Origin of the sequence: Rhodanobacter sp. T12-5, from assembly GCF_008329435.1 — a bacterium.
GTDB lineage: Bacteria > Pseudomonadota > Gammaproteobacteria > Xanthomonadales > Rhodanobacteraceae > Rhodanobacter.
In genome coordinates this window covers 1-25027 of sequence record NZ_NPKN01000002.1, presented here as the reverse complement: position 1 = coordinate 25027, position 25027 = coordinate 1, and the positions used below count along the sequence as shown (strand labels likewise).

At 67.4% G+C, this 25027-nt stretch carries 22 protein-coding genes; 13 read left to right on the top strand and 9 right to left on the bottom strand.

The genetic code is table 11. From position 1 onward, the window contains the following. The first annotated feature begins 2 nt into the window (after positions 1-2). Positions 3-1004, top strand: coding sequence for a tetraacyldisaccharide 4'-kinase (gene lpxK, locus CIW53_RS04160; protein WP_149363465.1), 1002 nt, complete (start codon positions 3-5; stop codon positions 1002-1004). Here lpxK and hutI read toward each other — a convergent pair. From hutI to CIW53_RS04145, 3 genes are all read right to left on the bottom strand, one after another. Next, on the bottom strand, positions 941-2203 hold the full coding sequence (gene hutI / locus CIW53_RS04155) for an imidazolonepropionase (RefSeq protein WP_149363464.1): 1263 nt from the start codon (positions 2201-2203) through the stop codon (positions 941-943). The two genes, lpxK and hutI, sit on opposite strands and share 64 nt — an antisense overlap. Before the next feature lie 20 nt (positions 2204-2223). Continuing rightward, on the bottom strand, positions 2224-3717 hold the full coding sequence (locus CIW53_RS04150) for a chloride channel protein (protein ID WP_149363463.1): 1494 nt from the start codon (positions 3715-3717) through the stop codon (positions 2224-2226). Between the two features lie 114 nt (positions 3718-3831). Then, positions 3832-5391, bottom strand: coding sequence for a bifunctional GNAT family N-acetyltransferase/carbon-nitrogen hydrolase family protein (locus tag CIW53_RS04145; protein WP_149363462.1), 1560 nt, complete (start codon positions 5389-5391; stop codon positions 3832-3834). 92 nt (positions 5392-5483) lie between these two features. Between CIW53_RS04145 and CIW53_RS04140 the strand changes: the two genes are divergently transcribed. The 9 genes from CIW53_RS04140 to CIW53_RS04100 all read left to right on the top strand — a co-directional run bounded on the left by CIW53_RS04140 (position 5484) and on the right by CIW53_RS04100 (position 15148). Next, entirely contained in the window at positions 5484-6857 is a 1374-nt protein-coding gene (locus CIW53_RS04140; RefSeq protein ID WP_149363461.1) for a formimidoylglutamate deiminase, read from the top strand. Positions 6858-6933: 76 nt separating this feature from the next. Then, positions 6934-7665: an ABC transporter ATP-binding protein gene (locus CIW53_RS04135; RefSeq protein ID WP_149363460.1), complete on the top strand. Its 732-nt coding sequence runs from the start codon at positions 6934-6936 to the stop codon at positions 7663-7665. Continuing rightward, positions 7662-10028 (top strand): ABC transporter permease, encoded by a 2367-nt coding sequence (locus CIW53_RS04130; protein WP_149363459.1) that lies wholly within the window; start codon positions 7662-7664, stop codon positions 10026-10028. Before CIW53_RS04135 ends, CIW53_RS04130 begins: the two co-directional genes overlap by 4 nt. Positions 10029-10038: 10 nt before the next feature. Beyond that, positions 10039-11238, top strand: coding sequence for an HlyD family efflux transporter periplasmic adaptor subunit (locus CIW53_RS04125; protein WP_149363458.1), 1200 nt, complete (start codon positions 10039-10041; stop codon positions 11236-11238). A 150-nt stretch (positions 11239-11388) separates the two neighbouring features. Continuing rightward, positions 11389-11793, top strand: coding sequence for a DoxX family protein (locus CIW53_RS04120; protein ID WP_149363457.1), 405 nt, complete (start codon positions 11389-11391; stop codon positions 11791-11793). A gap of 121 nt (positions 11794-11914) precedes the next feature. After that, positions 11915-12121 (top strand): YXWGXW repeat-containing protein, encoded by a 207-nt coding sequence (locus CIW53_RS04115; protein WP_149363456.1) that lies wholly within the window; start codon positions 11915-11917, stop codon positions 12119-12121. Positions 12122-12337: 216 nt separating this feature from the next. After that, a complete protein-coding gene (locus CIW53_RS04110; RefSeq protein ID WP_149363455.1) occupies positions 12338-13324 on the top strand; it encodes a multidrug resistance efflux transporter family protein in 987 nt (328 codons plus the stop codon). 80 nt (positions 13325-13404) lie between these two features. Further along, on the top strand, positions 13405-13866 hold the full coding sequence (locus CIW53_RS04105; RefSeq protein WP_149363454.1) for a hypothetical protein: 462 nt from the start codon (positions 13405-13407) through the stop codon (positions 13864-13866). 34 nt (positions 13867-13900) lie between these two features. Beyond that, positions 13901-15148, top strand: a complete 1248-nt coding sequence (locus tag CIW53_RS04100) for an MFS transporter (protein ID WP_149363453.1) — start codon at positions 13901-13903, stop codon at positions 15146-15148. Positions 15149-15312: 164 nt separating this feature from the next. On the opposite strand, the gene CIW53_RS04095 is transcribed toward CIW53_RS04100, so the two are convergent. Next, positions 15313-16587: an ectonucleotide pyrophosphatase/phosphodiesterase gene (locus CIW53_RS04095; RefSeq protein WP_149363452.1), complete on the bottom strand. Its 1275-nt coding sequence runs from the start codon at positions 16585-16587 to the stop codon at positions 15313-15315. Between the two features lie 87 nt (positions 16588-16674). Here CIW53_RS04095 and CIW53_RS04090 point away from each other — a divergent pair, with 87 nt between their 5' ends. Next, complete coding sequence (locus CIW53_RS04090) at positions 16675-17064, top strand: hypothetical protein (protein ID WP_242451766.1); 390 nt, start codon at positions 16675-16677, stop codon at positions 17062-17064. Positions 17065-17102: 38 nt separating this feature from the next. On the opposite strand, the gene CIW53_RS04085 is transcribed toward CIW53_RS04090, so the two are convergent. The 5 genes from CIW53_RS04085 to CIW53_RS04065 all read right to left on the bottom strand — a co-directional run bounded on the left by CIW53_RS04085 (position 17103) and on the right by CIW53_RS04065 (position 21595). After that, positions 17103-17639: a methylated-DNA--[protein]-cysteine S-methyltransferase gene (locus tag CIW53_RS04085; protein ID WP_149363450.1), complete on the bottom strand. Its 537-nt coding sequence runs from the start codon at positions 17637-17639 to the stop codon at positions 17103-17105. Beyond that, positions 17636-19141, bottom strand: a complete 1506-nt coding sequence (locus tag CIW53_RS04080) for an AlkA N-terminal domain-containing protein (RefSeq protein WP_149363449.1) — start codon at positions 19139-19141, stop codon at positions 17636-17638. Before CIW53_RS04080 ends, CIW53_RS04085 begins: the two co-directional genes overlap by 4 nt. Positions 19142-19301: 160 nt before the next feature. Further along, the gene (locus CIW53_RS04075; protein ID WP_149363448.1) at positions 19302-19865 is read right to left on the bottom strand and encodes a hypothetical protein; all 564 of its coding nucleotides are present in this window, start codon (positions 19863-19865) and stop codon (positions 19302-19304) included. A gap of 105 nt (positions 19866-19970) precedes the next feature. Continuing rightward, the gene (locus CIW53_RS04070; RefSeq protein ID WP_149363447.1) at positions 19971-20513 is read right to left on the bottom strand and encodes a cytochrome b; all 543 of its coding nucleotides are present in this window, start codon (positions 20511-20513) and stop codon (positions 19971-19973) included. Then, entirely contained in the window at positions 20510-21595 is a 1086-nt protein-coding gene (locus CIW53_RS04065; protein ID WP_149363446.1) for a catalase family peroxidase, read from the bottom strand. Before CIW53_RS04065 ends, CIW53_RS04070 begins: the two co-directional genes overlap by 4 nt. Positions 21596-21785: 190 nt before the next feature. On the opposite strand from CIW53_RS04065, the gene hutU reads away from it, so the two are divergent. Both hutU and CIW53_RS04055 read left to right on the top strand, forming a co-directional pair. Then, positions 21786-23456 (top strand): urocanate hydratase, encoded by a 1671-nt coding sequence (gene hutU, locus CIW53_RS04060; protein ID WP_149363445.1) that lies wholly within the window; start codon positions 21786-21788, stop codon positions 23454-23456. Between the two features lie 84 nt (positions 23457-23540). Beyond that, positions 23541-24758: a hypothetical protein gene (locus tag CIW53_RS04055; RefSeq protein ID WP_197736618.1), complete on the top strand. Its 1218-nt coding sequence runs from the start codon at positions 23541-23543 to the stop codon at positions 24756-24758. The last annotated feature ends 269 nt before the right edge of the window (positions 24759-25027 follow it).

Sequence of the window (25027 nt, the reverse complement as noted above, 5' to 3'; positions counted from 1 at the left end):
CCATGGCGCTGATCGACACGCTCGAATCAGCCTGGTACGGCGACGGTCGCGCGCCGTGGTGGACGCGCCCGCTGGCCGCGCTTTACGGCAGCGCGATTCGCCTGCGCCGTCGGCTTTACCGGATCGGCTGGCTGCGCAGCGTTCGCCTGCCGGTACCCGTGCTGGTGATCGGCAACCTCAGCGTGGGCGGCACCGGCAAGACGCCGTTGACGATCGCGGTGGTCGCCAGCCTGCGCGAGCGCGGTTACCGCCCCGGCGTGGTCAGTCGCGGCTACGGCGGCAGCCAGCGCGAACCGTTGCTGCTGGGCGATGCGCCGGACCCGCTGCAAGTTGGCGACGAACCCTGCCTGATCCACGCCAGCGGCGTGCCGGTGGCGGTCGGGCGTGATCGTCCGGCAGCGGCGCGACTGCTGCTCGATGCCGGTTGCGACGTGGTGGTCGCCGACGATGGCCTGCAGCATTACGCACTGGCGCGCGACGTGGAGATCTGCGTGATCGACGGCACGCGCCGCTTCGGCAATCGCCGGCTGTTGCCGGCGGGGCCGCTGCGCGAGCCAATGGATCGATTGCGGCAGGTGGATCTGCGCGTGTGCAACGGCGGCACCGCCGAGGTGGGTGAATACCCGATGCAATTGTGCGGTGGCGATGTCGTGGCGTTGAACGGCGGCCAGCGACGAACCCTGGCCAGCTTCAACAACCAACCGGTGCATGCGGTGGCGGCGATCGGCAATCCGCAACGCTTTTTCGACAGCCTGCGTGCGGCAGGCATCGAGGTGATCGAGCATGCGTTTGCCGATCACCATCAGTTCGTTCCGACCGAGCTGGCCTTTGCGGATGACCTGCCGGTGCTGATGACCGACAAGGACGCGGTGAAGTGCCGGCCGTTCGCGCAGCCGCACTGGTGGCGGGTACCGGTACAGGCGAGCCTGCCACAGGCATTTCACGAAGCGCTGGGCGGGCGCCTGGAAGGTTTGCGCCGCGAGACGAGTTCGCCAGCCACATAGACGTTGCGGGCCAGGCCGCCGCCGATCCAGTAGCACAGCTCGGCAGGCTGGCGTGCGTTCCACACCACCAGGTCGGCGCGCTGGCCCTGCATCAGCGTGCCGCGATCGGACAGGCCCAACGCGCGGGCCGCATTCACGGTAACGCCGCGCAGCGCTTCTTCCGGCGTCAGCCGGAACAGCGTGCAAGCCATGCTGGCGGCCAGCCGCAGCGACAGCAGTGGCGAGGTGCCGGGATTGCAATCGGTGGCGATCGCGATGGCTACGCGGTGTTCGCGCAATGCCGCGATCGGCGGCAGTTTCGTTTCGCGCAGCGCGTAGAACGCGCCGGGCAGCAGCACCGCGACGGTGCCGGCAGCTGCCATCGCCCGGATGCCGGTTTCGCTCAGGTGCTCCAGGTGATCGGCCGACAATCCACCGAACTCGGCGACCAGCGCGGCGCCATCCAGGTCGGACAACTGCTCGGCATGCAGCTTCACCGGCAGCCCGAGTTGCTGCGCGCGCTCGAATACGCGGCGGGTCTCATCGCGGCTGAAGCCGATGCCTTCGCAGAACGCGTCGACCGCGTCGACCAGACCTTCGGTGGCCAGCGCCGGCAACATGTCGTCGCAGACCAGAGTGACGTAGTCGTCGCGCCGATCCGCGTATTCCGGCGGCAGCGCATGCAGGCCGAGAAAACTGGTGCGCACGCCAATGCCGAGCTCGCGGCCAAGATGTCGCGCCACGCGCAGCATGCGGCGTTCGGTATCCAGATCCAGCCCGTACCCGGATTTGATCTCCAGCGTGGTCACGCCATCGGCAAGCAGCGCCCGGGCACGCAGCAGCGATTGCTCGAACAGCTGCTCCTCGCTGGCGGCGCGGGTCGCGTTGACGCTGGAGACGATGCCGCCGCCGGCGCGGGCGATTTCCTCGTAGCTGGCCCCGTTCAGGCGTAGGGCGAATTCGTGCGCGCGATCGCCGCCGAACACCAGATGGGTATGGCAATCGATCAGCCCCGGCGTGACCAGCGCACCATCGAGCGACTCGACCGCGAAGGCGAGCGTGTCCGGTGCGTCCGGCAACGCGTCCATGCGGCCAACCCAGGCGATGCGGCCGTGGTGCAGCGCGATCGCGCCGCGCTCGATCAAGCCGTACGGCGCGTCACCGGCAAAGGTCGCCAGTGTGGCATTCAGCAGCAGTCGATCCCAGCGTGATGCGTTCATGCGGACTTCCTGGTGGCGATCTATGAGTGGTTGGCCAGGGTGGCATTGCGGGTCACGCCGGCGCCCGGCCCGGCCGGTTCGTCGAACGCGCTGGTGTGACCGGCCGGTGGCGATGATGCATCCTCGTCGACAAGCGCGTCCGTCGGATCGACAGCCCTGCTGCGGGCTGCCTGCTGCCGTTCGAAATCCTGCACCATGCGCTCGGCGAAATCGCGGTAGACCGGCGTCGGGCAGAACAGCGATGCTGCCGCGCGGGCGAGCAGGCAGGCGGCCATGATCGGGATCACCATGTCCTGGTTGTCGGTCAGCTCCATCGCGATCACCGCCGAGGTCAGCGGTGCGCCGGTGACGCCGGACAGGTAGGCGCTCATGCCCAGCAGCACCACCGCCGCGGCGGGTGCGCCGGGAAGGAAGTGCGCGATGTTCTGACCCAGGCCGGCGCCGACCGCCAGCGCCGGCGAGAAGATGCCGCCGGGAATGCCGGCCCAGTACGAGACCACGTTGGCCAGCAGTTTTTCGATGCCGAAACCCGGCCCCGGCATCGTGGCGGCCGCCTGCACGATCCCGCGGGCCTGGTCGTAACCGGTGCCGTAGATGCTGTTGTTCGAGAACAATCCCAGCAGTGCCAGGGCCAGCCCGCAACCAGTCGCGAACAGCACCGGTCGATGCGCGCGCAGGCGGCCGACATAGGCCAGCGGCCCGCGCCGACTGAGCAGGATCAGGCGCGCGAACAGTCCTCCGAGCAATCCGCAGACGACGCCGGTCAGCAGCACCGCCAGCCACGCATGGCCCAGCGGCAGGCTGGCCTGTACTTCGCCGAAGTAGGAGTAATTGCCCATGATGCCCAGCGAGACCACGCCGCCGATGAACACCGCCGTCAGCAGCAGGCCGCTGAAGCGGTGTTCGAATGTTCCGGCCAGTTCCTCGATCGCGAAGATGACGCCGGCCAGCGGTGTGTTGAACGCCGCCGCGATGCCGGCTGCGCCGCCGGCGAGGATGAAGCGGGAGGCGGCCTTCGGGTCATCGAAGCCGAACCGCCGGCCGATCGAATAGAACAGCGCGGCACCGACATGCACGGTCGGGCCCTCGCGGCCGATCGAGGCGCCGACAGCCAGCGAGATCAGGGTCAGCAAGAGCTTGCCGGCAGCGATCGGCAGCGACAGCATGCGCGCACGAAAGCCATCGTCTTCGATATGCAAGGTGCCGATCACCTGCGGGATGCCGCTGCCGCGGGTGGCGCGCAGACGCCCTTCGGTGGCCCAGGAAAGCAGGCCGAACACCACCGGGGTGAGGATCAGCGGAATCCAGACGCCGTAGCCGAGGATGTGCAGGAAAAGGCGATACGACCAGACGCTGGCCTTGGCGAACAGGATCGCCGCCAGCGCCACCAGCACCGCGCCGAACCACAGTACCAGCCGACGCCTCCAGTGGTGCGGGGCGAAGAATTCGTGCCCGAGCAGCGCCTGCAGGCGCGGGTTGGATGATTTCGATACGGGTTCGGTTGAGTCGGGCATGGTGCGATTATCGCAGACGTTGCCGCCACCATTGTGGGAGCGACTTCAGTCGCGAGCTTCTGCTTTTCAGGAGCAAGAGCATCGCGACTGAAGTCGCTCCCGCAGTGAGGCCGTTCAGCGCGGTCGCCAACGCGTCTCGTACAGATCGTAACGACGGTCCTTGAGGTTGGTCACCGCCCCCGCATTGCGCGCACGGGCCAGGCTTTCCAGTCGCAGGTCGGCGAACAGCACGGTCTCGATGTTCGGGGTCGAATCGGCCGCGACGCCGTCGCGGGCGAAGCCGAAATCGCTCGGGGTGAGGATGCAGCTCTGGCCGTACTGGATGTCGAAATTGTTGACGCCGGGCAGGTTGCCGACGTTGCCCGACAGCACCACGTAGCACTGGTTCTCGATCGCCCGCGCCTGCGAACAGTAGCGCACGCGCAGGTAGCCCTCGCGCACGTCGGTGCAGAACGGCACGAACAGGATCAGCGCGCCCTGGTCGACCAGGTGCCGCGCCACTTCGGGAAACTCCGAGTCGTAGCAGATCATCACGCCGATCGGGCCGCAGTCGGTGAGCACGGTCGCCGCGCTGTCGCCACCGATGATGTTCCACACGTTGCGCTCGCTCGGCGTCGGGTGCAGCTTCTCGCGCTCGTGGATCGAGCCGTCGCGCAGGCACACGTAGCAGACGTTGTGGATGTCGCCGTTGGCCTGCTCGGTGGGATGCGTGCCGGCGATGATGTTGATGTTGTAGTGCACGGCCAGTCGGCTGAAGAGTTCCTTCACCTGCGGCGTGTACTGGCTCAGCTTGCGAATCGATTCCACCGGCGACAACTCGGTGTTCTCGATCGACAGCAGTTGCAGCGTGATCAGTTCGGGGAAGGTGACGAAGTCGGCGCTGTAGTCGGCGGCGATGTCGGTGAAGTATTCGACCTGGGTGGCGAACTCCTCGAACGAGGTGATCCGCCGCTGCTGGTATTGCACCGAGGCCACGCGCACCGAATCGGGCAGCAGCCGCGCCGAGGTGATCGGCGGGATGTCCGGCTGGTCGAGCAGTTGCGGGTTGCGCCAGACCAGGTGTACCGCGTAACCCAGCGACTCGTGATCGGACGGCACGTAGCCGCGCAGGACGCCGATCACCTCGAAATCGTTCGACAGCTGGAAGCTCAGCGTGAGGTCGCGCCGCTTGCCTTCCACCACCGCCTGCACGTAGGCCTCGGCGCTGCCGTAGCGCGCCATGTTCTTCGCCAGCCCGGGGATGCGCCCGCCGAACACGATGCCGCGCAGCTTCAGGTCCATGCATAACCGCTTGCGCGCCTGGTACAGCCGCTGGCCGATGCGCATGCCGCGGTAGTCCGGATGCACCACCACTTCCATGCCGTACAGCCAGTTGCCGTCGGGCTTGTGGCGCGAACCCATGCCGCCGCCGGTGATCTGCATCCAGGTATGCGGCGCCAGCGCGGTGGCTTCATCGATGCGGAACGTGGCGCAGTAGCCCACGATCACGCCTTCGTACTCGACCACGAACTGGCCTTCGGGGAAATGCGTCTGCTGCGAACGCAGCATCTCCACCGAGTGGCCCCATTCCTCCGAGTAGATCCGGGCGGTAAGGTCGGCGAGCTGGGGTACGTCGTCGAGGACTGCCTGTCGCAGCAGCAGCTTCGGGGTATTTTCGTGGGTCTTCTTGGCCATCGAACCATTATGCCTTGGGCGTAAGGCGTCAAAGTGAAGGTGACTCATTCGCCCGGTTACACTGCGCGGCATCGTCCACGGGAGTCGCCTGCATGAGCATCCACGCCGCCGTTCGGCAATTTCGGGCAGGCCAACTGTGGCGCGCCGATGGCTGGCATGCGTCCGCGGCGCTGGCCGTGGACGCGGACGGCCGCTTGCGCGAGCCGGACGATCGCGCCGATGGCGAGATGATCGGCGCCTGGGTGCTGCCGGGCATGCCGAACCTGCATTCGCATGCGTTCCAGCGCGCGATGGCCGGCCTGGCCGAACGCAAGGGCAGGGCCGACGACAGTTTCTGGAGCTGGCGCGAGACGATGTATGCGTTCGCCGCCACGGTCGGCCCGGACGAGCTGCAGGCGATCGCCGCCCAGCTCTACGTCGAGATGCTCAAGGCCGGCTACACCCACGTCTGCGAATTCCACTACTTGCACCATCAGCCGGACGGCACCCCGTACGAGCAGCCGGAGGCGATGTCGCTGGCGCTGATCGAGGCTGCGCGCGAGGCCGGCATTGCGCTGACGCTGATGCCGGTGCTGTACATCAGCGGCGGCTTCGACGGCCGCGCGCTCACTGCGCGGCAACGCCGTTTCGGGCATGACGTGGCCGCGTATCTGCGCCTGCTCGACACGCTGCGCAAGCATGAGAGCGACAACCTGCGCATCGGCATCGCGCTGCATTCCCTGCGCGCTGTGCCGGAGCAGGCAATGCGCGATGTGCTTGCAAGCGATCTTGCGAAAGCCTGCCCGATCCATATCCACATTGCCGAGCAGATCGGCGAAGTGCAGGACTGCCTCGCCACGCGCGGCGCGCGGCCGGTGGAGTGGCTGTTCGAGCATGCCGACGTCGATGCCCGCTGGTGTCTGGTCCACGCGACCCATCTCACCGCGGCGGAAACGGCGCAGCTCGCGCGCAGTGGCGCCGTAGCCGGGTTGTGTCCCACCACCGAGGCGAATCTCGGCGATGGCCTGTTTCCGCTGGCGGCGTTTCAGGACGCCGGTGGCACGCTCGGCATCGGTTCGGATTCGCATATCTCGATCTCGCCGGTGGAGGAGCTGCGCTGGCTGGAATACGGTCAGCGCCTGACCAGCGGCCATCGCAATATCGCGGCGCGCGCGCAGGGTGTCAGCGTGGGCGAAACGTTGTGGCGCGCGGCGTTGCACGGTGGCGCGCAGGCTTCCGGCCTGCCGGTCGGCGAACTGCGCAGCGGTGCGCGTGCCGACCTGATCGTGCTGGATGAAAACTCGCCGCTGCTGGCCGCGCGCGATGCCCGCTCCATGCTTGACAGCTTCCTGTTTGCCGGCAACACGCCGCTGGTGCGCGACGTGATGTGCGGCGGTGAATGGGCGGTGCGCGATTTTCGCCATCGTGACGAGGAGCGCATTGCGACGCGCTACCGCACCGCCGTCAAGACGATCGGAGTTGCCTAAGATCATCTAGCGATGCCTCCGATGCCGTTAGCCTGAGTTCCGTTGCCGCCCCCTGGCGGCCCCGAACGGAGCGCGCATGGCCCTGGCCACGCCTTTGCCCGCCGCGGAGGCGGTATTCCGCGCCCGCGGCCTCACCAAGACCTACCGCATGGGCGAGGTCGAGGTGCCGGCGCTGCGCGGGGTGGACCTGGACCTGTACCGCGGCGAGTTCGTGGTGCTGCTCGGGCCCTCGGGCAGCGGCAAGTCGACCCTGCTGAACATCCTGGGCGGGCTCGACGTGCCCACCGCCGGCGAGGTCTGGTACGAGGGGCATCACCTCACCGGCGCCAGCGAGCGCGAACTCACGCTGTTCCGCCGCGAGCACGTCGGCTTCGTGTTCCAGTTCTACAACCTCATTCCCAGCCTTACCGCGCGCGAGAACGTGGCGATCGTGACCGAGCTGGCCGGGCAGCCGATGACGCCGGAGGAGGCGCTGGCGCGGGTGGATCTCGCCGACCGCATGGACCACTTTCCCGCGCAGCTGTCCGGCGGCCAGCAGCAGCGGGTGGCGATCGCCCGCGCGATCGCCAAGCGGCCGGCGGTGCTGCTGTGCGACGAGCCCACCGGCGCGCTCGATTCGGCCACCGGCGTGCGCGTGCTGGAAGCGCTGGAGCGGGTCAACGCGGAGCTCGGCACCACCACGGTGGTGATCACCCACAACGCCGACATCGCGCGCATGGCCCATCGCGTGCTGTACCTGGGCGACGGCCGCATCGTGCGCGAGGTGCGCAATGCGCAGCGCATGCCGGCAGCGGAGCTGCACTGGTGAGCGCGCTGAGCCGCAAGGCGGTGCGCGACCTGTGGCACCTGCGCGGACAGGCGCTGGCGATCGCGCTGGTGATCGCCGGCGGCGTCGCCACGCTGGTGATGTCGCAGTCCACCTATGAGTCGCTCACCGCCACGCGCGAGCAGTTCTACCGGCAGGGTGCGCTGGCCGACCTGTGGGCGCCGCTCAAGCGCGCGCCCGACACGCTGCTGCCGCAACTGGCCGCGATTCCCGGCGTGCAGACCGCGCAGGCCCGGCTGCTGGCGCTGGGCACGCTGGGCGTGCCGGGCTTCAACGAGCCGGTGCGCGCCGAGGTGGTATCGCTGCCGCTGGACGGCGGCCAGCCGCTGCTCAACCGGGTGCAACTGCGCAGCGGGCGGCTGCCCGATCCGGAGCGCGACAACGAAGTGGTGGTGGGCGAGGCCTTTGCGGCGGCGCACGCGCTGCGCGCCGGCGACACGCTGCGGCTGACCCTGCGCGGGCGCCAGCGCTGGCTGCAGGTAGTGGGGGTGGGCACCTCGCCGGAGTACGTCTACCAGAGCCCGCCGGGCGCGGTGTTTCCCGACTTCAAGCGCTATGCGGTGTTGTGGATGAACCGTCACGCGATGGAAAAGGCGCTGAACATGGACGGCGCGTTCGACAACGTGACGCTGCGCCTGCTGCCCGGTGCGCGTGCCGCCGCGGTGATCGCCGAACTCGACCGCCTGCTGGCGCGCTACGGCGGCGTCGGCGCCTACGGCCGCCACGAGCAGACCTCGGCGCGCTACCTGGAGGAGGAGATGCGCCAGCTGCAGACGATGGCGCGGCTGTTCCCGGCGATCTTCCTGGGCGTGGCCGCGTTCCTGCTGCACGTGGTGCTGATGCGCCTGGTCGGCACCCAGCGCGACCAGATCGGCGTGCTCAAGGCATTCGGCTACAGCCATCGCGCGCTGGCGCTGCATTACCTGGGCATGGCCGCGGCGATCGCGCTGCTCGGCGCGGCGCTCGGCATCGCGCTGGGCGGCGGGCTGGGGCGCTGGCTGGCGCATGTCTACCAAGGCATCTACCGCTTTCCGTTCCTGGCCTATCAGCTGAGCATCCAGGCGGTTGCCACCGGCGTGGCGGTGAGCCTGGCGGCCGCGGCTGCCGGTGCGCTGATGGCGCTGCGTGCGGCGGCCAGCCTGCCGCCGGCCGAGGCGATGCGCGCGCCGGCGCCGGCGCGCTTCGGGCCCACCGTGATCGAGCGGCTGGGCCTGCAGCGCTGGCTGTCGCAACCGGCGCGGATGGCGCTGCGCGACCTGGAGCGCCGTCCCGGTCGCGCGGCGTTCACCGTGCTGGGGCTGGCGCTGGCCTGCGCGGTGACCATGGTGGGTCGCTTCCAGGGCGATGCGATCGACTACATGGTCGACACCCAGCTCAGCATCGCGCAGCACCACGATCTGGCGGTGAGCTTCATCGAACCGGCGCCGCGGCGGGTGCTGTTCGAGCTGGCCGCGCTGCCGGGCGTGCGCACGGCCGAGCCGGTGCGGATGGCGCCGGTTCGGCTGGCGCACGGCCACCGCAGCTATCGCACCACGATCGAGGGGCTGACGCCGGATGCGCGCCTGCGCCGGCCGCTGGATGCGCAATTGCGACCGATCACGCCGTCCGCCGATGGCGTGCTGCTGACCGACTACCTGCAGGACATGCTGGCGCTGGCGCCTGGCGACGAGATCGAGGTGCAGGCGCTGGAAGGCCATCGCCGCGTGCGCCGCGTACGCGTGGCCGGCTTCGTCCACGAGTCGATCGGCGCGCAGGGCTACATGGATCTGGATGCATTGAACCGGCTGCTGGGCGACGGCGACGTGGTCTCCGGCGTGCTGCTGGGCGTGCTGCCGGGCGCAGAGCCTGACCTCTACGCGCGACTGGACCGGCGCCCGTGGGTCGCCGGCATCAGTTCGCGGCTGGCCTCGGTGCGCAGCTTCTACGCCACCATGGGCGAGAGCCTGCTGGTGTTCTCCCTGGTGGCGGCGCTGCTGGGCGGGGTGATCAACTTCGGACTGGTCTACAACGCGGCGCGGATCAGCCTGTCCGAGCGCGGCCGCGAGCTGGCCAGCCTGCGCGTGCTGGGCATGACCGAGGGCGAGGTGAGCGCGCTGCTGCTGGGCCAGCTGGGCCTGCTGGTGGTGGTGTCGCTGCCGTTCGGCTTTGCCGCGGGCTGGGGGTTGTGCTGGCTGATGGTGCAGGGCTTCCAGTCCGAGCTGTTCCGCATACCGATCCGGCTGACCACCGCCACCTACGCGTTCGCCGGCCTGATGGTGCTGGGCGCCAGCGTGGTCTCCGCGCTGCTGGTGCGCCGGCGCATCGCGCGACTGGACCTGATCGCCGTGTTGAAGACCCGTGAATGAGGACCGCCCGATGAGCATGAAACGCCGCCACTGGATTGTTGCTGCCGCCGCGACGATCGCCGTCGCGGTCGTTGTGTGGTGGGCGCTGCAGACCGCGCCGCGCACGCTCGAGGTGGCGCAGGTCACGCGCGGTCCGCTGGTGCAGCGCTTCGAGGAAGAGGGCCGCACCGAGTTGCCGCGACGCTGGGTGCTGTCGGCGCCGATCGCCGGCACGCTGCGGCGAATCGACCTGCTGCAGGGCGATGCGGTCAAGGCCGGCCAGGTGGTGGCGACGATCGAGCCGCTGCAGGGCGCGTTGCTGGATCCGGCCAACCGGGCGCGGCTGCTGGCCGAGGAGCAGGCCGCACAGGCGTCCATGCAGGCGGCGCAGCAACGCCTCACCGCGGCGCAGGCGGACGCCCGGCTGGCCTCGCGCGACGTGGACCGCATGCGCACGCTGGGCGCGTCGGGCGTGGTCAGCGTGGCTACGCTCGACGAGGCCGAAGCGCGCGTGGCCCGGGCGCAGGCGGCAGCCGCCGCGGCGCTGGCCGAACAGCGCGCCGCCGGGCAGCAGCGCGCGGCGCTGGCTGCGCTGCTGCAGGGACAGGGCCGTAGTGGCGGGCAGCAAATCGAATTGCGCGCGCCGATCGACGGTGTGGTGCTGCATCGTTACCAGGAGAGCGCCATGCCGGTGCAGGCGGCTCAGCCCTTGCTGGAGTTCGGCGACCTGGGCCGGTTGCAGGTGATGGTGCAGGCGCTGTCGCAACAGGCGATCGCGCTGCGGCCGGGTTCCTCGGCGCGGATCCTGCGCTGGGGCGGCGAAGGCGCGCTGCCGGCGCGGGTGACGCGGATCGAGCCGGGCGGCTTCACCAAGGTATCGGCGCTGGGCGTGGAGGAGCAGCGCACGCAGGTCTGGCTGGAGATCACCGCGCCGCGCGCGCAGTGGGCTCAACTGGGCGATGGCTACCGTGTCGAGGTGGAGTTCGAGCTGGCGCGTCGACCTGACGTGCTGCAGGTGCCGTCCAGCGCGCTGTTCCGCGACGGCCGGCGCTGGGTGGTATATCGCGTGGAAGGCGGTCGCGCGCGCCTGACCGCGGTCAGCCCGGGCATGCAGGGCGATGGTTCGACGGAGATCCTGTCAGGGTTGCGCCAGGGCGAGCGGGTGATCGCCTATCCGGACGACCGCCTGGCCGATGGCCTGCGCGTGCGCCCGCTGGCCGCGTCGCCGTGACCGCTGGCATTCGCCGCGCTGGCGACGCGGCAGCAGCAGGCGCAGCCGTCAAGGCATCGACCGATGCGGCGGCCGGGCAATCGGTTTAGCCTGTACCCGCGTTGCGCGCCGTCGACGACGGATTTCCGAAACGACCAAGGGGAGAGTTCCATGCAAGGTTCCAACGATCTGGGCAAGCTGGTGCTTCGTGTCGTGCTGGGTGTGTTGATCCTGTTCCATGGCGTGTCCAAGCTGATCCACGGGCCGGGCTACGTCATCGGCGTGGTGACCGGGGCCGGCCTGCCGTCGTTCCTGGCCTACGGGGTGTACGTGGGCGAGGTGCTGGCGCCGCTCCTGTTGCTGCTCGGTTACTGGACGCGGGTGGGCGCGCTGATCATCGTGATCAACATGCTGGTGGCGATCGGGCTGGTGCACCTGGGCCAGTTCGCCACGCTGGCCGATACCGGCGGCTGGGCGCTGGAGCTGCAGGGCATGTTCTTCGGCACCGCGCTGGCGATCATGCTGCTCGGCGCCGGTCGCTACAGCCTGGGTGGCAGCAACGGGCGCTGGAACTGAGCGGTACCCGGTCCAGACCACGGTGATCGAGCTGAACGCCAGCCGTCATCGGCTGGTGTTCGCGTCATCGCCACCCGCGGGAACGCGTTTGCGGAGACACATCCACGGCAAGGAGTGTCCCATGCATCGCATCACGTCCCGTCTCGCCATCGCCCCACTGTCGCTGGTCGGCAGCATCTTACTTTCCGGTTGCATCGTGGCGGCGCCACGCCCGGTCCGTCACGTGCGCGTGGTGACGCCGGTGCAGGTCGAACGTGCGCGCGTATGGGTGCCGGCCTACTGGGGCCCGCGGCATGTCTGGGTCGAGGGTCATTGGCGCTATCGCTGATCGCCCTCAGGCTGACGGTTCCAACCGCTCGCGCAGGAAGTCGATGAACGCGCGCAGCTTCGGCCAGGACGCGCGGGTCGCCGCCGCCGGTGCTGCTGCGCTGGCCGGCTGCTAGCCGGTATCGCGCCACTGTGGCCACACCAACAGGGGTGCCGTCGGGTGGTACGCAAGCGTGGAGTGATTTGCCACACTCGGCTCTTTCGCCGATGGGTCGCGATGCGCTCGAACGCTCTTGCCGCGGTTGGACTGGCGTTGTGCTCGGCGCTGTTCTTCACGCTCACCTACGTGCTCAACCGCAGCCTCGTCGCCGGTGGCGGGCATTGGGCGTGGGCGGTGATCCTGCGTTACCTGCTGACCTTGCCGATGCTCGCGCTGGTGCTGCCGCTGCAGGGCGGGTTCGGCGAATTGCCGGGCGAGCTGCGCCGGCATGCGCGGCCGTGGCTGCTGTGGAGCGGCGTGGGTTTCGTGTTGTTCGGCATTCCCCTGACCTGGGCGGCCAGCAGCGGGCCGTCGTGGCTGATCGCCGGCAGTTTCCAGACCACCGTGCTGGCCGGGCCGCTGCTGGCGCCGCTGATCTATCGCGACGGGCGGCGCCGGCTGGCCTGGCGCACGCTGGCGCTCGGCGCGCTGATCGTGGCCGGCGTGTTCGCGCTGCAATGGGGTCATGCGCAGGGCCGGCTGCATGCCGGCGACTGGCTCGCGATCGGCGCGGTGGTGCTGTCCGCATTTGCCTATCCGCTGGGCAACCGCAAGGTGCTGCTGCACCTCGAACACTGCGGCAGCCGGCTCAACGCCGTGCAGCGCGTGTTCGGCATGACGCTGTGCAGCTGGCCGCTGTGGCTGCTGTTCGCGGCGGTCGCGTGGTTCACGGTCGGTCCGCCGACGTGGCGCGAGGCGCTGCTGGCCGGCGGCGTGGCGCTGTCCTCGGGCACCATCGCCACCATCCTGTTCTTCCGCGCCACCGACATGGTGCGCAGCGAGCCGGCCGCGCTGGCCGCGGTCGAGGCGATGCAGGCGGCGGAGCTGCTGTTCGCCACGCTGCTCGGCGTGCTGTTTCTCGGCGAGGCATGGCCGCATGGCTACGCGCTGTTCGGTGCGCTGGCCATCGTCGTCGGCATCGCGCTGTTCGGCTGGTTCAGCGGGCGCGGTGCGGCGGGGCATGACGAGGAAGTGCGCGCGCTGCGCGGCGACCGCAGCGCCTGAAAGTGCATGACTGCTGGCACGTGCAGGCGCGGATGAAGCGGCGTATCCCGGAGCGTTCCGAATGACCTGCAGAGAAGCCCATGCCCACAACTGTCCGTACCACGCCATGGCGTGCCGTCCTTTACGGCGGCTTTGTCGCCGGCTCGCTCGACGTTCTTGCCGCCGCGCTGATCAACCGGATCAATCCGCTGATCATCCTGCGTGCGATCGCCAGCGGCCTGCTGGGTCGCGAGGCGTTCCAGGGTGGCATGCCGGTCGCGTGGCTGGGGCTGGGGCTGCAGTGGGCGATGTCGTTGCTGATTGCCGCGATCTTCGTGCTGGCTGCGCGCAGGATGTCGTGGCTGACGCGGCGGTGGATCGCTGCCGGCGTGCTGTATGGCGCGGTGGTGTTCGTGGTGATGGAGTACGTGGTCGTGCCGCGCTCGGCGGCGGGGAAGCCGCACTTCACCGCGCTGTCGCTGGCCGAGAACCTGCTGGCGATGTTCGTGTTCGGCTTGATCGTGGCGTTCTTCGCCCGCCGTGTCGGAGCGGGCTCCCACTGATATACGCTGCCCCGGCGCTTGAACGGAGCATGCGATGACGGCCGAACCCCTGCCTGCGATTCACCACGGTACACCCGCGTTCCGGCGTACCAACCTGGCGCTGTTTGCGGCCGGCTTCGCCACGTTCGGCTTGTTGTATTGCGTGCAGCCGCTGATGCCGGAGTTCAGCCACGACTACGGCGTGAGCGAGGCGGGGGCGGCGATGTCGCTGTCGCTGACCACCGGCGTGCTGGCGTTCGCGATGTTGTTCGCCGGCGCGCTGTCGGATGCGTGGGGGCGCAAGTCGGTGATGGTGGTGTCGCTGCTGTCGTCGGCCGTGCTGGTGCTGGTGACCGCGGTGATGCCGGACTGGACCGCGCTGCTGCTGGTACGCGCGCTGCTGGGGCTGACCCTGAGCGGGTTGCCGGCGGTGGCGATGACGTACCTCGGCGAGGAAATGCACGTCGAGTCGATCGGCCTCGGCATGGGCCTGTACATCAGCGGCAGCGCGGTTGGCGGCATGGGCGGGCGCTTGATCACCGGCGTGATGACCGATTTCTTCGGCTGGCGCATCGGCGTGGCGGTGGTTGGCGTGATCGGCGTGCTGGCCGCGCTGATCTTCTGGCGCGCACTGCCCGCGTCACGACATTTCGTGGCGCAGCCGTTGCGTTGGCGAACCGTGCTGGGGCGCTTCAACGGCATGTTCCGCGACCGCGGCCTGCCGTGGCTGTTCGTCGAGGGCTTCCTGCTGCTCGGCGCATTCGTCACCGTCTACAACTACATCGGCTACCGCCTGCTGGCGCCGCCGTACGACCTCAGCCAGACGGTGGTCGGCCTGATCTTCGGCATCTATCTGGTCGGCACGTTCAGCTCGGCGTGGATGGGCCATCTGGCCGGCAAGCTGGGGCGGCGCAAGGTGCTGTGGACGGCGTTCGCGCTGATGCTGGTCGGCGTGGCGCTGACGATGACGCAACCTCTGCTGTCGGTCATGCTCGGCATTGTGGCGGTGACGTTCGGCTTCTTCGGCGGCCACTCCATCGTCAGCAGCTGGGTCGGGCGCCGCGCCGGCGCGGCCAAGGCGCAGGCCTCGTCGGTGTACCTGTTCTGCTACTACATGGGATCGAGCATCGCCGGTGCCAGCGGCGGATTGTTCTACGCCTCGCACGGCTGGACCGGCGTGGCGCTGTTCGTCGGTGCACTGGTGCTGGCCGGCCTGCTGATCGCGTTGCGCCTGTTCAAGTTGCCGCCCCTGGTCAACGTGGCGACACCGCCGACGCCGATGAGCAAAGGTGCGATGCCGTAGGTGGAGCGGGGAACGGGGAACGGGGAACGGGGAACGGGGGATGAGCATCGAGACTCCGGATCTGAATCCATGTCCCTGTGTCTTCATGAGGCGCAGTAACAGCCCACGACAGCAAACTCGATGTTCCCCGTTCCCCGTTCCCCGTTCCCCGTTCCCCGCGAATCTCACCGCGCGCCCGGTTTCAGCATGCCCTCCACCGCGTCGTAGTCGCCATCGTTCGCGGCGGCGGGAATGCCGAGCAGGTGGGTCATCAGCGGATAGACGTCCACGTTCGGGAATGCCGGGACCTTGGCGCCGACGCGGAAGGCCGGGCCGTGTGCGACGAACAGTGCCTGCATCGACGGATCGGCATTGTCGTAGCCGTGTTGGCCGAGACTGATCTTTCCCTTGTGGCTGTCGACATGGGCGGTGGTGGTGATGCGCCAGCCGACATCGGCCAGGCACAGCAGTTGCGGTATCCGGGGGTTGCTGCCGTAGTGGAATCGCGCCGGCACCCGCGTCTTGTCCCAGCAGCGCATGTGCGACTGCGGCTGCTCCAGCGTGTGTTCGATCGCGGCAAAATCCCGATGTGCCCGTGTGCTGGCGTCCTTCGGATTGAAGCCGGCGAGGACGCCCAGGCTGACGGTCTGCAGTCGATCGAGCGGAACCAGCCGGTCGATCATCACGCTGTTTTGCAGCAGCGCGCCGGCCATGCCGTGATCGGCCAGCACGATCATGTTGATCCGGTCGAACAGCCTGCGGTGCCTGAGTCCGCGCACCAGCCGCGCCAACGCCGCGTCGGTTTCGCGCAACGCGGCGTCCACTTGCGGCGTGTCGGGGCCATAGGTATGTCCGGCGTGATCGACCGCATCGAAATACAGGGTGAGGAAGGTCGGTCGCTGGCCGGCAGGAAGATCCAGCCATGCCAGTATCTGGTCGACGCGCTGGTCGACGCTCACGCTGCCGTCGTACGGCTTCCAGTAGTCCGGGTGATGGCCGTGGATGTCGGCCTCGGAGCCGGGCCAGAACATCGTCGCGGTACGCAGCCCATGCTGGTCGGCGGTTTCCCAGATCGGCGTGCCCTCGTCCCACCAGCGGCCATCGCTGACCGCCTTGCGGTTGCCCAGTGAAAATTTGCCCAGCCGCGGATCGAACATCGTGTTGTTGACGATGCCATGGTGGTTCGGGCGCAGGCCGGTGACGATCGTGTAGTGGTTCGGAAACGTCAGCGACGGGAACGACGGCTGCATCGAGGCGGCTTGCACGCCGTGTCTGGCCAGCATCGCCAGCGTCGGGCTGAAGCCGCGCTCGATGTAGTCGTAACGGTAGGCATCGATCGATACCAGCAGCAGCGGCGTGCGTGCGCTGGCCTCTGCAGTGGCGGGCGTCGCGCGCTGTGCTGCGCAACCGACGCACAAAACGACCCACGCGTCCAGCAGCAGGCGGAACACTATTTTCATGGATGGACTCTTACGATGGCTGTAACTGTCCAGACATGATCGCGCATGGCCATGACTATTTCATGTTCTCTCCGGCACTCGCTCGCGATGCACCGATGGCTGCTTGGCATCGCCGTCGCGCTGCTGCCGTTCGGCAACGCCTTTGCGTGGCAGTCCACCCGGCAGCCGCCGGTACCGGTGGTGATCGCGCCGCCGCCGGCCGTGCAGTTCCAGCAGACCGTGCAACAGCAGCAGGTGCGCGACCAGTTGCAAAAGAGCCAGCTGCAACAGCAACTGCACCAGGGCGTCACCGACAACGCGAAGCGGCCCACCACGCGCGACACGCGCAGCCAGCAGCAACTCGATCAGGCCGATCGTGCGCAACGGCAGCGCGATCGCGCGAACCAGCAGGACTTGCTCGATCGGCAGCGCGATGCTTCCACGTTGCCGCGCGTCATACCGCAAGGCCGTCCCGCGGAGGCCGGCAGCGGCGGCTGATCCGGTCCGCTGGCACCGCGGCTCCTGCACGTTTCGAATCAGCCGAACAGGTCGCCGCGGGCGATGCGATCTTCCATGGTCAGCAGGTAGCGTTTCGTCGGCAGGCCGCCGCCGAAACCGGTGAGGCTGCCGTCTGCACCGATCACCCGATGGCACGGCAGCACGATCGGCAGCGGGTTGCGGCCATTCGCGGCGCCGACCGCACGAACCGCCAGCGGCTTCTCGATGCGTCGCGCCAGTTCGCCGTAGCTGATCGTGACGCCGTACGGAATCCGCCCCAGCTCGTGCCATACCTGCAACTGGAACGGTGTGCCGACCGGATGCAGCGGCAGGTCGAAGTGCTGGCGCATGCCGGCGAAATATTCCTCCAGCTGCACGCGTGCCGCCGCCAGAGGTGCGGACGCGAGCGGGTCGGTAGCGCGGACCCAGGTCGGGTCGGCCTTCTTCGGATGGCGCTCGCGCTCGAACCAGATTCCGCGCAGGCCGTGGCCGTCCGCGACCAGACGCAGCGTGCCGACCGGGCTGTCCATCTCGTCGTAGTGGATCGTGCCGAAGTGAGTCGTGTCGTCGGTCATGCGATTTTCTCCTGTTTCCGACCGCGCGGGAGCGGCAGCGCATCCGACGCCGCACGCCACAAATGGATCACCGCGTAGGCGCGCCACGGCCGCCATGCCTGTGCGCGCGCGGTCAGCGCCTTCGTGCTGAGCGGCACGGCATCCGTCGTCGCCTCGCGGCGCAGGATCAGGTCCGCCGCCGGAAACGCATCCGGATCGCCGAGCGTGCGCATCGCGATGTAATGCGCAGTCCATTCGCCGATGCCGGGCAGTGCGATCCAGCTCGCCACGAACGCATCCAGCGATTGCTCCGCGCGAAACGTCACGCGACCATCCAGCAGCGCCTGCGCCATCCCGCTGATCGTTGTCGCGCGGGTCGTGGTCAGGCCGATCTCGCGCAAGTCCGCGCGTGCGAGCGCGGCCGGCGTCGGGAACAGGCGTTCCAGCCCCGGCATCGGGGCACTCGGCAACGCTTCGCCCCAGCGCTGCACGATGCGGGTTGCCAGCGTGCGCGCCGCGGCCACGCTGATCTGCTGGCCGAGGATCGCGCGCACCGCGATCTCGAAGCCGTCCCAGCCGCCGGGCAGGCGCAGGCCGGGACGACGCGCCAGCAGCGGGCCGAGGATCGCATCGTGCCGGAACGTGTCCGCGATCGCCTGCGGGTTCGCGTCCAGGTCGAACATCCGCCGCAGCGTCGTCACCACGCCGAGCAGTCTCGCCGGTTGCGGGCAATGCAACTGCAGCTGCAGTGCTTGCTCGCCGCCTGGCCAAGCACTCAGGCGCAACCAGCCGGGCGCATCGGCCGGGCCGAACACGCGCGCGTAACTGTGCTCGTCGACCGACTCCACGCCGGGCAATGCGCGCGTACGCAAAAACGCGAGCAATGCCTCGAACGCATACGGCGGCCGATAGCCAAGCCGCAGTACCAGCGCCGCACCGGCTGCGGCCCGCGGATGTCGGCGCAGTTCGCGCGGCGCGATCCGGTTCGCCTGCGCAAACGCCGCATTGAAACGGCGCAGGCTGCGAAAGCCGGATGCGAGCGCGACTTCGGTGACCGGCAACGCGGTTTCCGTCAGCAACTGCTTCGCGAACAGCAGGCGGCGCGTCGTGTGCACGCTGATCGGCGGCGCGCCGATGCGTTCGACGAACAACCGGCGCAACTGCCGCGCGCCGATGCCGACGCGCGTCGCGAGTTCGTCCAGCGACTGCTCCGCCAGTGCGCCGGCCTCGATCAGTTTCAACGCGCGCGCGACCACGTGATCGCCGCGCTGCCACTGTTCATTGCCGGGCGCGAGCTCCGGCCGGCAGCGCAGGCACGGCCGGAATCCGGCCGCTTCCGCTGCCGCCGCATTCGCGTAATAGCGGATGTTCTCGCGCTTCGGCGACGGCGCCGGGCACACCGGGCGGCAGTAGATGCCGGTGCTGCTGACGGCGGTGAAGAACAACCCGTCGAAGCGCGCGTCGCGGCTGAGTCGGGCCTGTTCGCAGATGTGCGGATCGGGCAGGGCGGGCAATTCGGTCATGGCAGCAGGCTAGCATCGCCCGGCCTGGCTGACTCGCCGTTTTCGGACATCAATGCCGCACGCCGAACGGACCGGTCGGCGGCGCCGCCGACAACCGGTCCGGGGCATCAGTTCGCGTGATCGATCCACGCCAGCTTGGCAGCTCCTCCGCGTCGGCGCCTCACTTGATCGGCGCCATCAGGTGCTCGTACGGCGTGCCGGCCCACATCACGTACGGCACGGCGGTGTCGGGGTCCGGGCTCTTCGGGTAGCTGTCGTAGAACGCCGGGTCCGCGCCGACGATCATCAGATGCGGCCCGGTCTTGATCCAGTGATTGCCGCTGGCCGGTTTCTGCGCGTAAGGATCCGTGTTGCTCGCATCCGTGCCGCCGGCCAGCATGTACATCAAGCCGAGCTTGCCGGCCGGTGGATGCTCGTGCGCCATCAGCGCGCTCGCCCACGCCAGCGCGTTCTGGTCCATGCACATCGGATCCGGCCCGGGTGTCGCCGTGTTGTCCGGCATGCAGGTGAACGCGTTGCTGCCCTTGCGCAGCGTGCGCATCTTTCCGTCTGCACCCATTGCGACGATCGTCGCATCCTTCGCCACGCGCGCCGGTGCCGCCTTCATCGCGCTCGCGATCATGTGTGCGTCGCTCGGCACCTTGGTGCCCGCCGCCTGCACGGCGGTCACGGCGACGAGCATGCTGGCGACAATGGTGAACCGCTTCAAGCCTGGACTATTCATGACAGCCTCCCGTAGTGACTGATGACGGTCACGCCCGGCTTCCCGCCAACAGTCTGTGCCGCTGTCAAATCCCGGTCAATCGGCCATCGCCGACCATCGCCGTCTTCAGGTCGACCGCCGCCCGACCATGCTCGACAACACCCCATCGCGGCGGATCAAACCGTGGTACAGCGCCGCGCCCATGTGGGCGAGGAACGTCAGGAACAGCAGCATCGCGAACCATTCGTGCAGATGGCGCAGCACGGCGAACGCGACGGCGCTGGTCGGAAAGATCGGCGGCAGCCGCAGCGACGTGCCGAGCATCACCGGATAGCCGCCGGCCGACAGCATCGCCCAGCCGATCAGCGGCATCGCCAGCATCAGGAAGTACAGCAGCCAGTGCGACGCCAGCGCTGCCAGCTTCTGCAGCGCGGGCAGATCCGCCGGCAGCGGCGGTGGCGGATGGCGCAGGCGCACCGCCAACCGCACGATCGCCAGCAGCAGGATCGCGATGCCCAGCGGCTTGTGGATGGCCAGCAGCCACTCGTGCCGCTCCGATACCGACTCCACCATGCCGACGCCGATGAACAGCATCGCCACGATCAGGAGGGCCATCAGCCAGTGCAGCACGCGGGCGGGCAGGGTGAAGGTGCCGGTGGCGGGCGTCATGGCTGCTTCTCCGTGTGCGCCGCGGCGGTGCCGGGCAGGTGCGCTTCCTCGCTGGTGCGGCGCAGGTAGGAGTCGGCATAGGCGGCCGACCGCGCCGGCAGCAAGGGATCGTCGGAAGCGACGATGCCGGCGGGCAGCACCAGCGGGTCGTAGTTGATGTCGCGGCATTCACCGTTTTGTTGTGGCGTGGTCGCGTCGATCACCAGCGTGCCGGCGTCGATCGTGCGTCGGTCGCTCGGCCAGGTCTTGGTCGCGTCGTTGGTCGGGTCGCCTGGATTCGCCAGCGTGATCTGCAACTGCCAGCGCAGCGGCCCGTGCGCCAGGCGTGCGGCCAGGTCCGCCGCCAGATAGTCCACGTCGCCGGCCTTGCCCGCGCCGCCGCCGCCATCGGTGGCCTGCGGCAGCATGCGCCAGCGCACCGGCTGGCGTTTGCCGTACGCGTCGACGAACACGAACGCGTTGAGGCTCTCGTAGCTTTCCGTCGCGAAGCTGGCCGACGGTCTGGCCGTCTTCGCCCACGCGCGGAACGCCGCCGTCTCCGGATGCGCCGCGAAGAACGCAGCCACCTTCGCCGGGTCCGGCTTGCCGGTCGCCGGGTCTGGCTGCTGCGCCTGCAATTGCGCATAGAACGCCTGCGGCGTGGCGACCGGAAACACCGGCATGCTGTTCATGCCGGTGCGCCACTGCTGGCCGTTCGGCTGGGCGAAGCGCAGCGCCATGCTGCGGATCGGTACGCTGCCGTCCGGCGCATACGGGTTGCTGCCTGGGATCGCAAAGCGCCCCACCACCGGCGTGCGCCCGGGCGCAAACACCTGCGCGGTGGAGTACGCCAGCGCCTGGCCATTGCTGTCGAAATACCCCGCCACGCACACGCCCTTGGCGTGGTTGCGCCGGTAGCCCGCGAACGTGCCGGCATTGTGCTGGAACTGGTCGATGAGCTTCTCGGGTGTGAGCCGGTGCGGCGCCAGCCAGCCGCCGACATAGCCGAACGCGGCCACGGTGACCGCCACCACGGCGCCGATCAGCGCCCACGACCCCGCGTTGCCTTTGCGCCGTGCGGGTACGGAAAGTTCTTCTTGCATGCTGCGACTCCTGGAGATGCACGCCGGCTTTGGCACCGATCGTGACGCCGGATTTCCCGCCGATGCAGATCCTTCGCCCGGTCGCGGCGAGCGGTTACACGCCGCCTTCGTGGCACGGGCAGACCCGACCGGATGCCCGCTACCCCGGCGTTATACTCCGGGAAGTCATTACCAGCCGAGCCTTGTCACCATGACCGCACCCACCCGCATCGACACCACCCGCACCATCCGCGCGCCGCGCGGCACCGAGCTTTCCTGCAAGAGCTGGCTCAGCGAGGCGCCGTTCCGCATGCTGCAGAACAACCTCGACCCCGAGGTGGCGGAGAACCCTGCCGAGCTGGTGGTGTACGGCGGCATCGGCCGCGCCGCGCGCAACTGGGAGTGCTTCGACGCCATCCTCAAGTCGCTGCGCGAATTGAATGACGACGAGACGCTGCTGGTGCAGTCCGGCAAGCCGGTCGGCGTGTTCCGCACCCATGCCGACGCGCCGCGCGTGCTCATCGCCAACTCCAACCTGGTGCCGCACTGGGCCACCTGGGAGCACTTCAACGAGTTGGATAAAAAGGGCTTGATGATGTACGGCCAGATGACCGCCGGCTCGTGGATCTACATCGGCTCGCAGGGCATCATCCAGGGCACGTACGAAACCTTCGTCGAGATGGGCCGCCAGCACTACGGCGGCAACCTCAAAGGGAAGTGGCTGCTCACCGCCGGCCTCGGCGGCATGGGGGCCGCGCAGCCGCTGGCCGCCTCGCTGGCCGGCATGTGCAGCCTCAACATCGAATGCCAGCAGAGCCGCATCGACTTCCGCCTGAAGACCCGCTACGTCGACGAGCAGGCCAGCAACCTCGACGACGCGCTGGCGCGCATCGAGAATTACACCAAGGCCGGCGCAGCGAAATCCATCGCGCTGCTCGGCAACGCCGCCGACATTCTGCCGGAGCTGGTCAAGCGCGGCGTGCGCCCCGACGCGGTCACCGACCAGACCAGCGCGCACGACCCGGTCAACGGCTACCTGCCGCAGGGCTGGACCGTGGAGCAGTGGTTCGAGCGCCGCAAGAGCGATCCCGAAGGCACCCGCGACGCCGCCAAGCACTCCATGCGCACCCACGTCGAAGCGATGCTCGCGTTCCACGCGCAAGGCATCCCCACCTTCGACTACGGCAACAACATCCGCCAGATGGCGAAAGACGTCGGCTGCGAAAACGCATTCGCGTTTCCGGGCTTCGTGCCTGCCTATGTGCGGCCGTTGTTCTGTCGTGGGATCGGGCCGTTCCGCTGGGTGGCGCTGTCCGGCGATCCGGAAGACATCTACAAGACCGACCAGAAAGTGAAGGAGCTGATCCCCGACGACGCCCACCTGCACAACTGGCTGGACATGGCGAAGGAGCGGATCAGCTTCCAGGGCTTGCCGGCGCGCATCTGCTGGGTGGGGCTGGGGTTGCGCGACAAGCTTGGCCTCGCGTTCAACGAGATGGTGCGCAATGGGGAGTTGAAGGCGCCGGTGGTGATCGGGCGCGACCACCTAGATTCCGGGTCGGTCGCGTCACCGAACCGGGAGACCGAGGCGATGAAGGATGGCAGCGATGCGGTGTCCGACTGGCCGTTGCTCAATGCGATGTTGAATGTGGCTGGTGGGGCGACATGGGTGTCGTTGCATCATGGGGGTGGGGTGGGGATGGGGTATTCGCAGCATTCGGGCATCGTGATCGTGTGCGACGGCACCGAAGCGGCGGACAAGCGGATTGCGCGGGTACTGTGGAACGATCCGGGGACCGGCGTGATGCGGCATGCGGATGCGGGGTATGAGGTTGCGGTGGAGTGTGCGAAGGAGTCGGGGTTGAGGTTGCCGATGGTTTGATATGAATCGTTGCGAATGAATTGTTTTCGCTTATCCGCGCAGCTTAAATAAGCAGCATCTCACGACGTTTTCCAGGGGGACGACATGGCTCGTAGATCAATTGACAAGGAAGAAAAAGGACAGTCCGATGAAAATGGCGGTTCTCAGTCCCATGCAGATCGCGTAGATGCAGCTGTGGAACAGAGGCGGACACGCACACAGCGTCCATTTCCAGCATGTGCGTTTGAAGATGCCCTTGAATTTGCTAAGTCCATAATGGAATTTGGCAGTGGTCAGCAGGTTAGACGCGTAACTTTGTTCGACCATTTACAGAAGTCGCCGGAGAGCAGTGCGAGTAGGCAACTAATTACAAATACTGGTAAGTATGGCCTTACCGAAGGAAGCTACAAAGCTGAGTTTCTTAAGTTAACGGCAAATGGAGCGAAAGCAGTCGACGAGGAAATTCCAGAGCGAGAAAGAGCCCGTGCTCGTATAGCGCTAGCAATCGAAGGTGTGGATGCCTTCAATGCGCTTTATAAAAAATTCTTGGGAAACAAGTTGCCACCAAGGGCTTCACTCGTGGATGCAGTAAAGGATGCCTCCATTCCTGAGGAGCTTGCAGAAGAGGCTGTTGATACCTTTGTGTTGAACCTCCGATTCGTAGGCCTTTTACAGACCCTGTCAGGGGCAGAGCGGATCGTTACGATTGAACATTATTTAGACTCGCTGAAAGGCATGCTTCCGCCTGGGTCGAATCCAAATTTGAATAAGCCAGCCGCGGAGTCGAAGCAGTATGAAGGAGGCTCTCTTGTCACCGCGGCCCGGGCCGAGTTTGATACAACATGCTTCTACATAACTGCAATCGGTGAGGAAGGGAGCGAGCAACGGAAGCACTCCGATTTGTTCGTAAGTGCAATTGTCGAACCCGCATTAGAACCCTTCGGCTTGCGGCTTGTACGGGCGGACGCTATAGACAAACCAGGAACGATCACGCGGCAGATTATTGACTACATCCTTCAGTCGCGTCTTGTGATCGCAGACTTATCTTTCCACAACCCCAATGTGTTTTACGAACTCGCAATACGCCACGCGGCTCGTCTGCCGGTTGTACAGATAGCTAGAACTCTCGAGAGACTGCCATTTGATGTAAATCAGATGCGGACTGTTCGTATTGATACAACCGATATTTACACGCTGGTTCCAAAAATGGAAACCCATAGAGCGGAGATTAGTAGTCAGGTTCGGAGAGCGATTGAGGATCCTGACTCAGTGGACAATCCGATCACAGTTTTTTATCCCTCGCTAAAAATGACGCTTCAGTAAATCACATCGATGAAGCGTCAGGAGGAAACCGGGATGAAGGAAGTTGAATGACTTCGTGCGTGACGCTGTGTTCAACGTCCCCCGTGCGATTTAAAGGGGACGTGGCTAATTAAACCAGGTAGAGCAAAAACAGGGGTCAGAATCTGAGGTTTCCCCACGTTTTTCATGTCGGAACCCCCAGCTGATCCAGTAGCTGTGGACTGGGGTGTCGCAGCTGACTGATCAGCTCGCTCAAGCGCGTGCTCGACCATCGTCGCACAAGTGCTTCG

Excerpts from the sequence above, each read along its gene's own strand:
- lpxK (WP_149363465.1), top strand. The coding sequence starts at position 3 with ATGGCGCTGATCGACACGCTCGAATCAGCCTGGTACGGCGACGGTCGC.
- hutI (WP_149363464.1), bottom strand. The coding sequence starts at position 2,203 with ATGAACGCATCACGCTGGGATCGACTGCTGCTGAATGCCACACTGGCG.
- CIW53_RS04150 (WP_149363463.1), bottom strand. The coding sequence starts at position 3,717 with ATGCCCGACTCAACCGAACCCGTATCGAAATCATCCAACCCGCGCCTG.
- CIW53_RS04145 (WP_149363462.1), bottom strand. The coding sequence starts at position 5,391 with ATGGCCAAGAAGACCCACGAAAATACCCCGAAGCTGCTGCTGCGACAG.
- CIW53_RS04140 (WP_149363461.1), top strand. The coding sequence starts at position 5,484 with ATGAGCATCCACGCCGCCGTTCGGCAATTTCGGGCAGGCCAACTGTGG.
- CIW53_RS04135 (WP_149363460.1), top strand. The coding sequence starts at position 6,934 with ATGGCCCTGGCCACGCCTTTGCCCGCCGCGGAGGCGGTATTCCGCGCC.
- CIW53_RS04125 (WP_149363458.1), top strand. The coding sequence starts at position 10,039 with ATGAGCATGAAACGCCGCCACTGGATTGTTGCTGCCGCCGCGACGATC.
- CIW53_RS04120 (WP_149363457.1), top strand. The coding sequence starts at position 11,389 with ATGCAAGGTTCCAACGATCTGGGCAAGCTGGTGCTTCGTGTCGTGCTG.
- CIW53_RS04115 (WP_149363456.1), top strand. The coding sequence starts at position 11,915 with ATGCATCGCATCACGTCCCGTCTCGCCATCGCCCCACTGTCGCTGGTC.
- CIW53_RS04110 (WP_149363455.1), top strand. The coding sequence starts at position 12,338 with ATGCGCTCGAACGCTCTTGCCGCGGTTGGACTGGCGTTGTGCTCGGCG.
- CIW53_RS04105 (WP_149363454.1), top strand. The coding sequence starts at position 13,405 with ATGCCCACAACTGTCCGTACCACGCCATGGCGTGCCGTCCTTTACGGC.
- CIW53_RS04100 (WP_149363453.1), top strand. The coding sequence starts at position 13,901 with ATGACGGCCGAACCCCTGCCTGCGATTCACCACGGTACACCCGCGTTC.
- CIW53_RS04095 (WP_149363452.1), bottom strand. The coding sequence starts at position 16,587 with ATGAAAATAGTGTTCCGCCTGCTGCTGGACGCGTGGGTCGTTTTGTGC.
- CIW53_RS04090 (WP_242451766.1), top strand. The coding sequence starts at position 16,675 with ATGCACCGATGGCTGCTTGGCATCGCCGTCGCGCTGCTGCCGTTCGGC.
- CIW53_RS04085 (WP_149363450.1), bottom strand. The coding sequence starts at position 17,639 with ATGACCGACGACACGACTCACTTCGGCACGATCCACTACGACGAGATG.
- CIW53_RS04080 (WP_149363449.1), bottom strand. The coding sequence starts at position 19,141 with ATGACCGAATTGCCCGCCCTGCCCGATCCGCACATCTGCGAACAGGCC.
- CIW53_RS04075 (WP_149363448.1), bottom strand. The coding sequence starts at position 19,865 with ATGAATAGTCCAGGCTTGAAGCGGTTCACCATTGTCGCCAGCATGCTC.
- CIW53_RS04070 (WP_149363447.1), bottom strand. The coding sequence starts at position 20,513 with ATGACGCCCGCCACCGGCACCTTCACCCTGCCCGCCCGCGTGCTGCAC.
- CIW53_RS04065 (WP_149363446.1), bottom strand. The coding sequence starts at position 21,595 with ATGCAAGAAGAACTTTCCGTACCCGCACGGCGCAAAGGCAACGCGGGG.
- hutU (WP_149363445.1), top strand. The coding sequence starts at position 21,786 with ATGACCGCACCCACCCGCATCGACACCACCCGCACCATCCGCGCGCCG.
- CIW53_RS04055 (WP_197736618.1), top strand. The coding sequence starts at position 23,541 with ATGGCTCGTAGATCAATTGACAAGGAAGAAAAAGGACAGTCCGATGAA.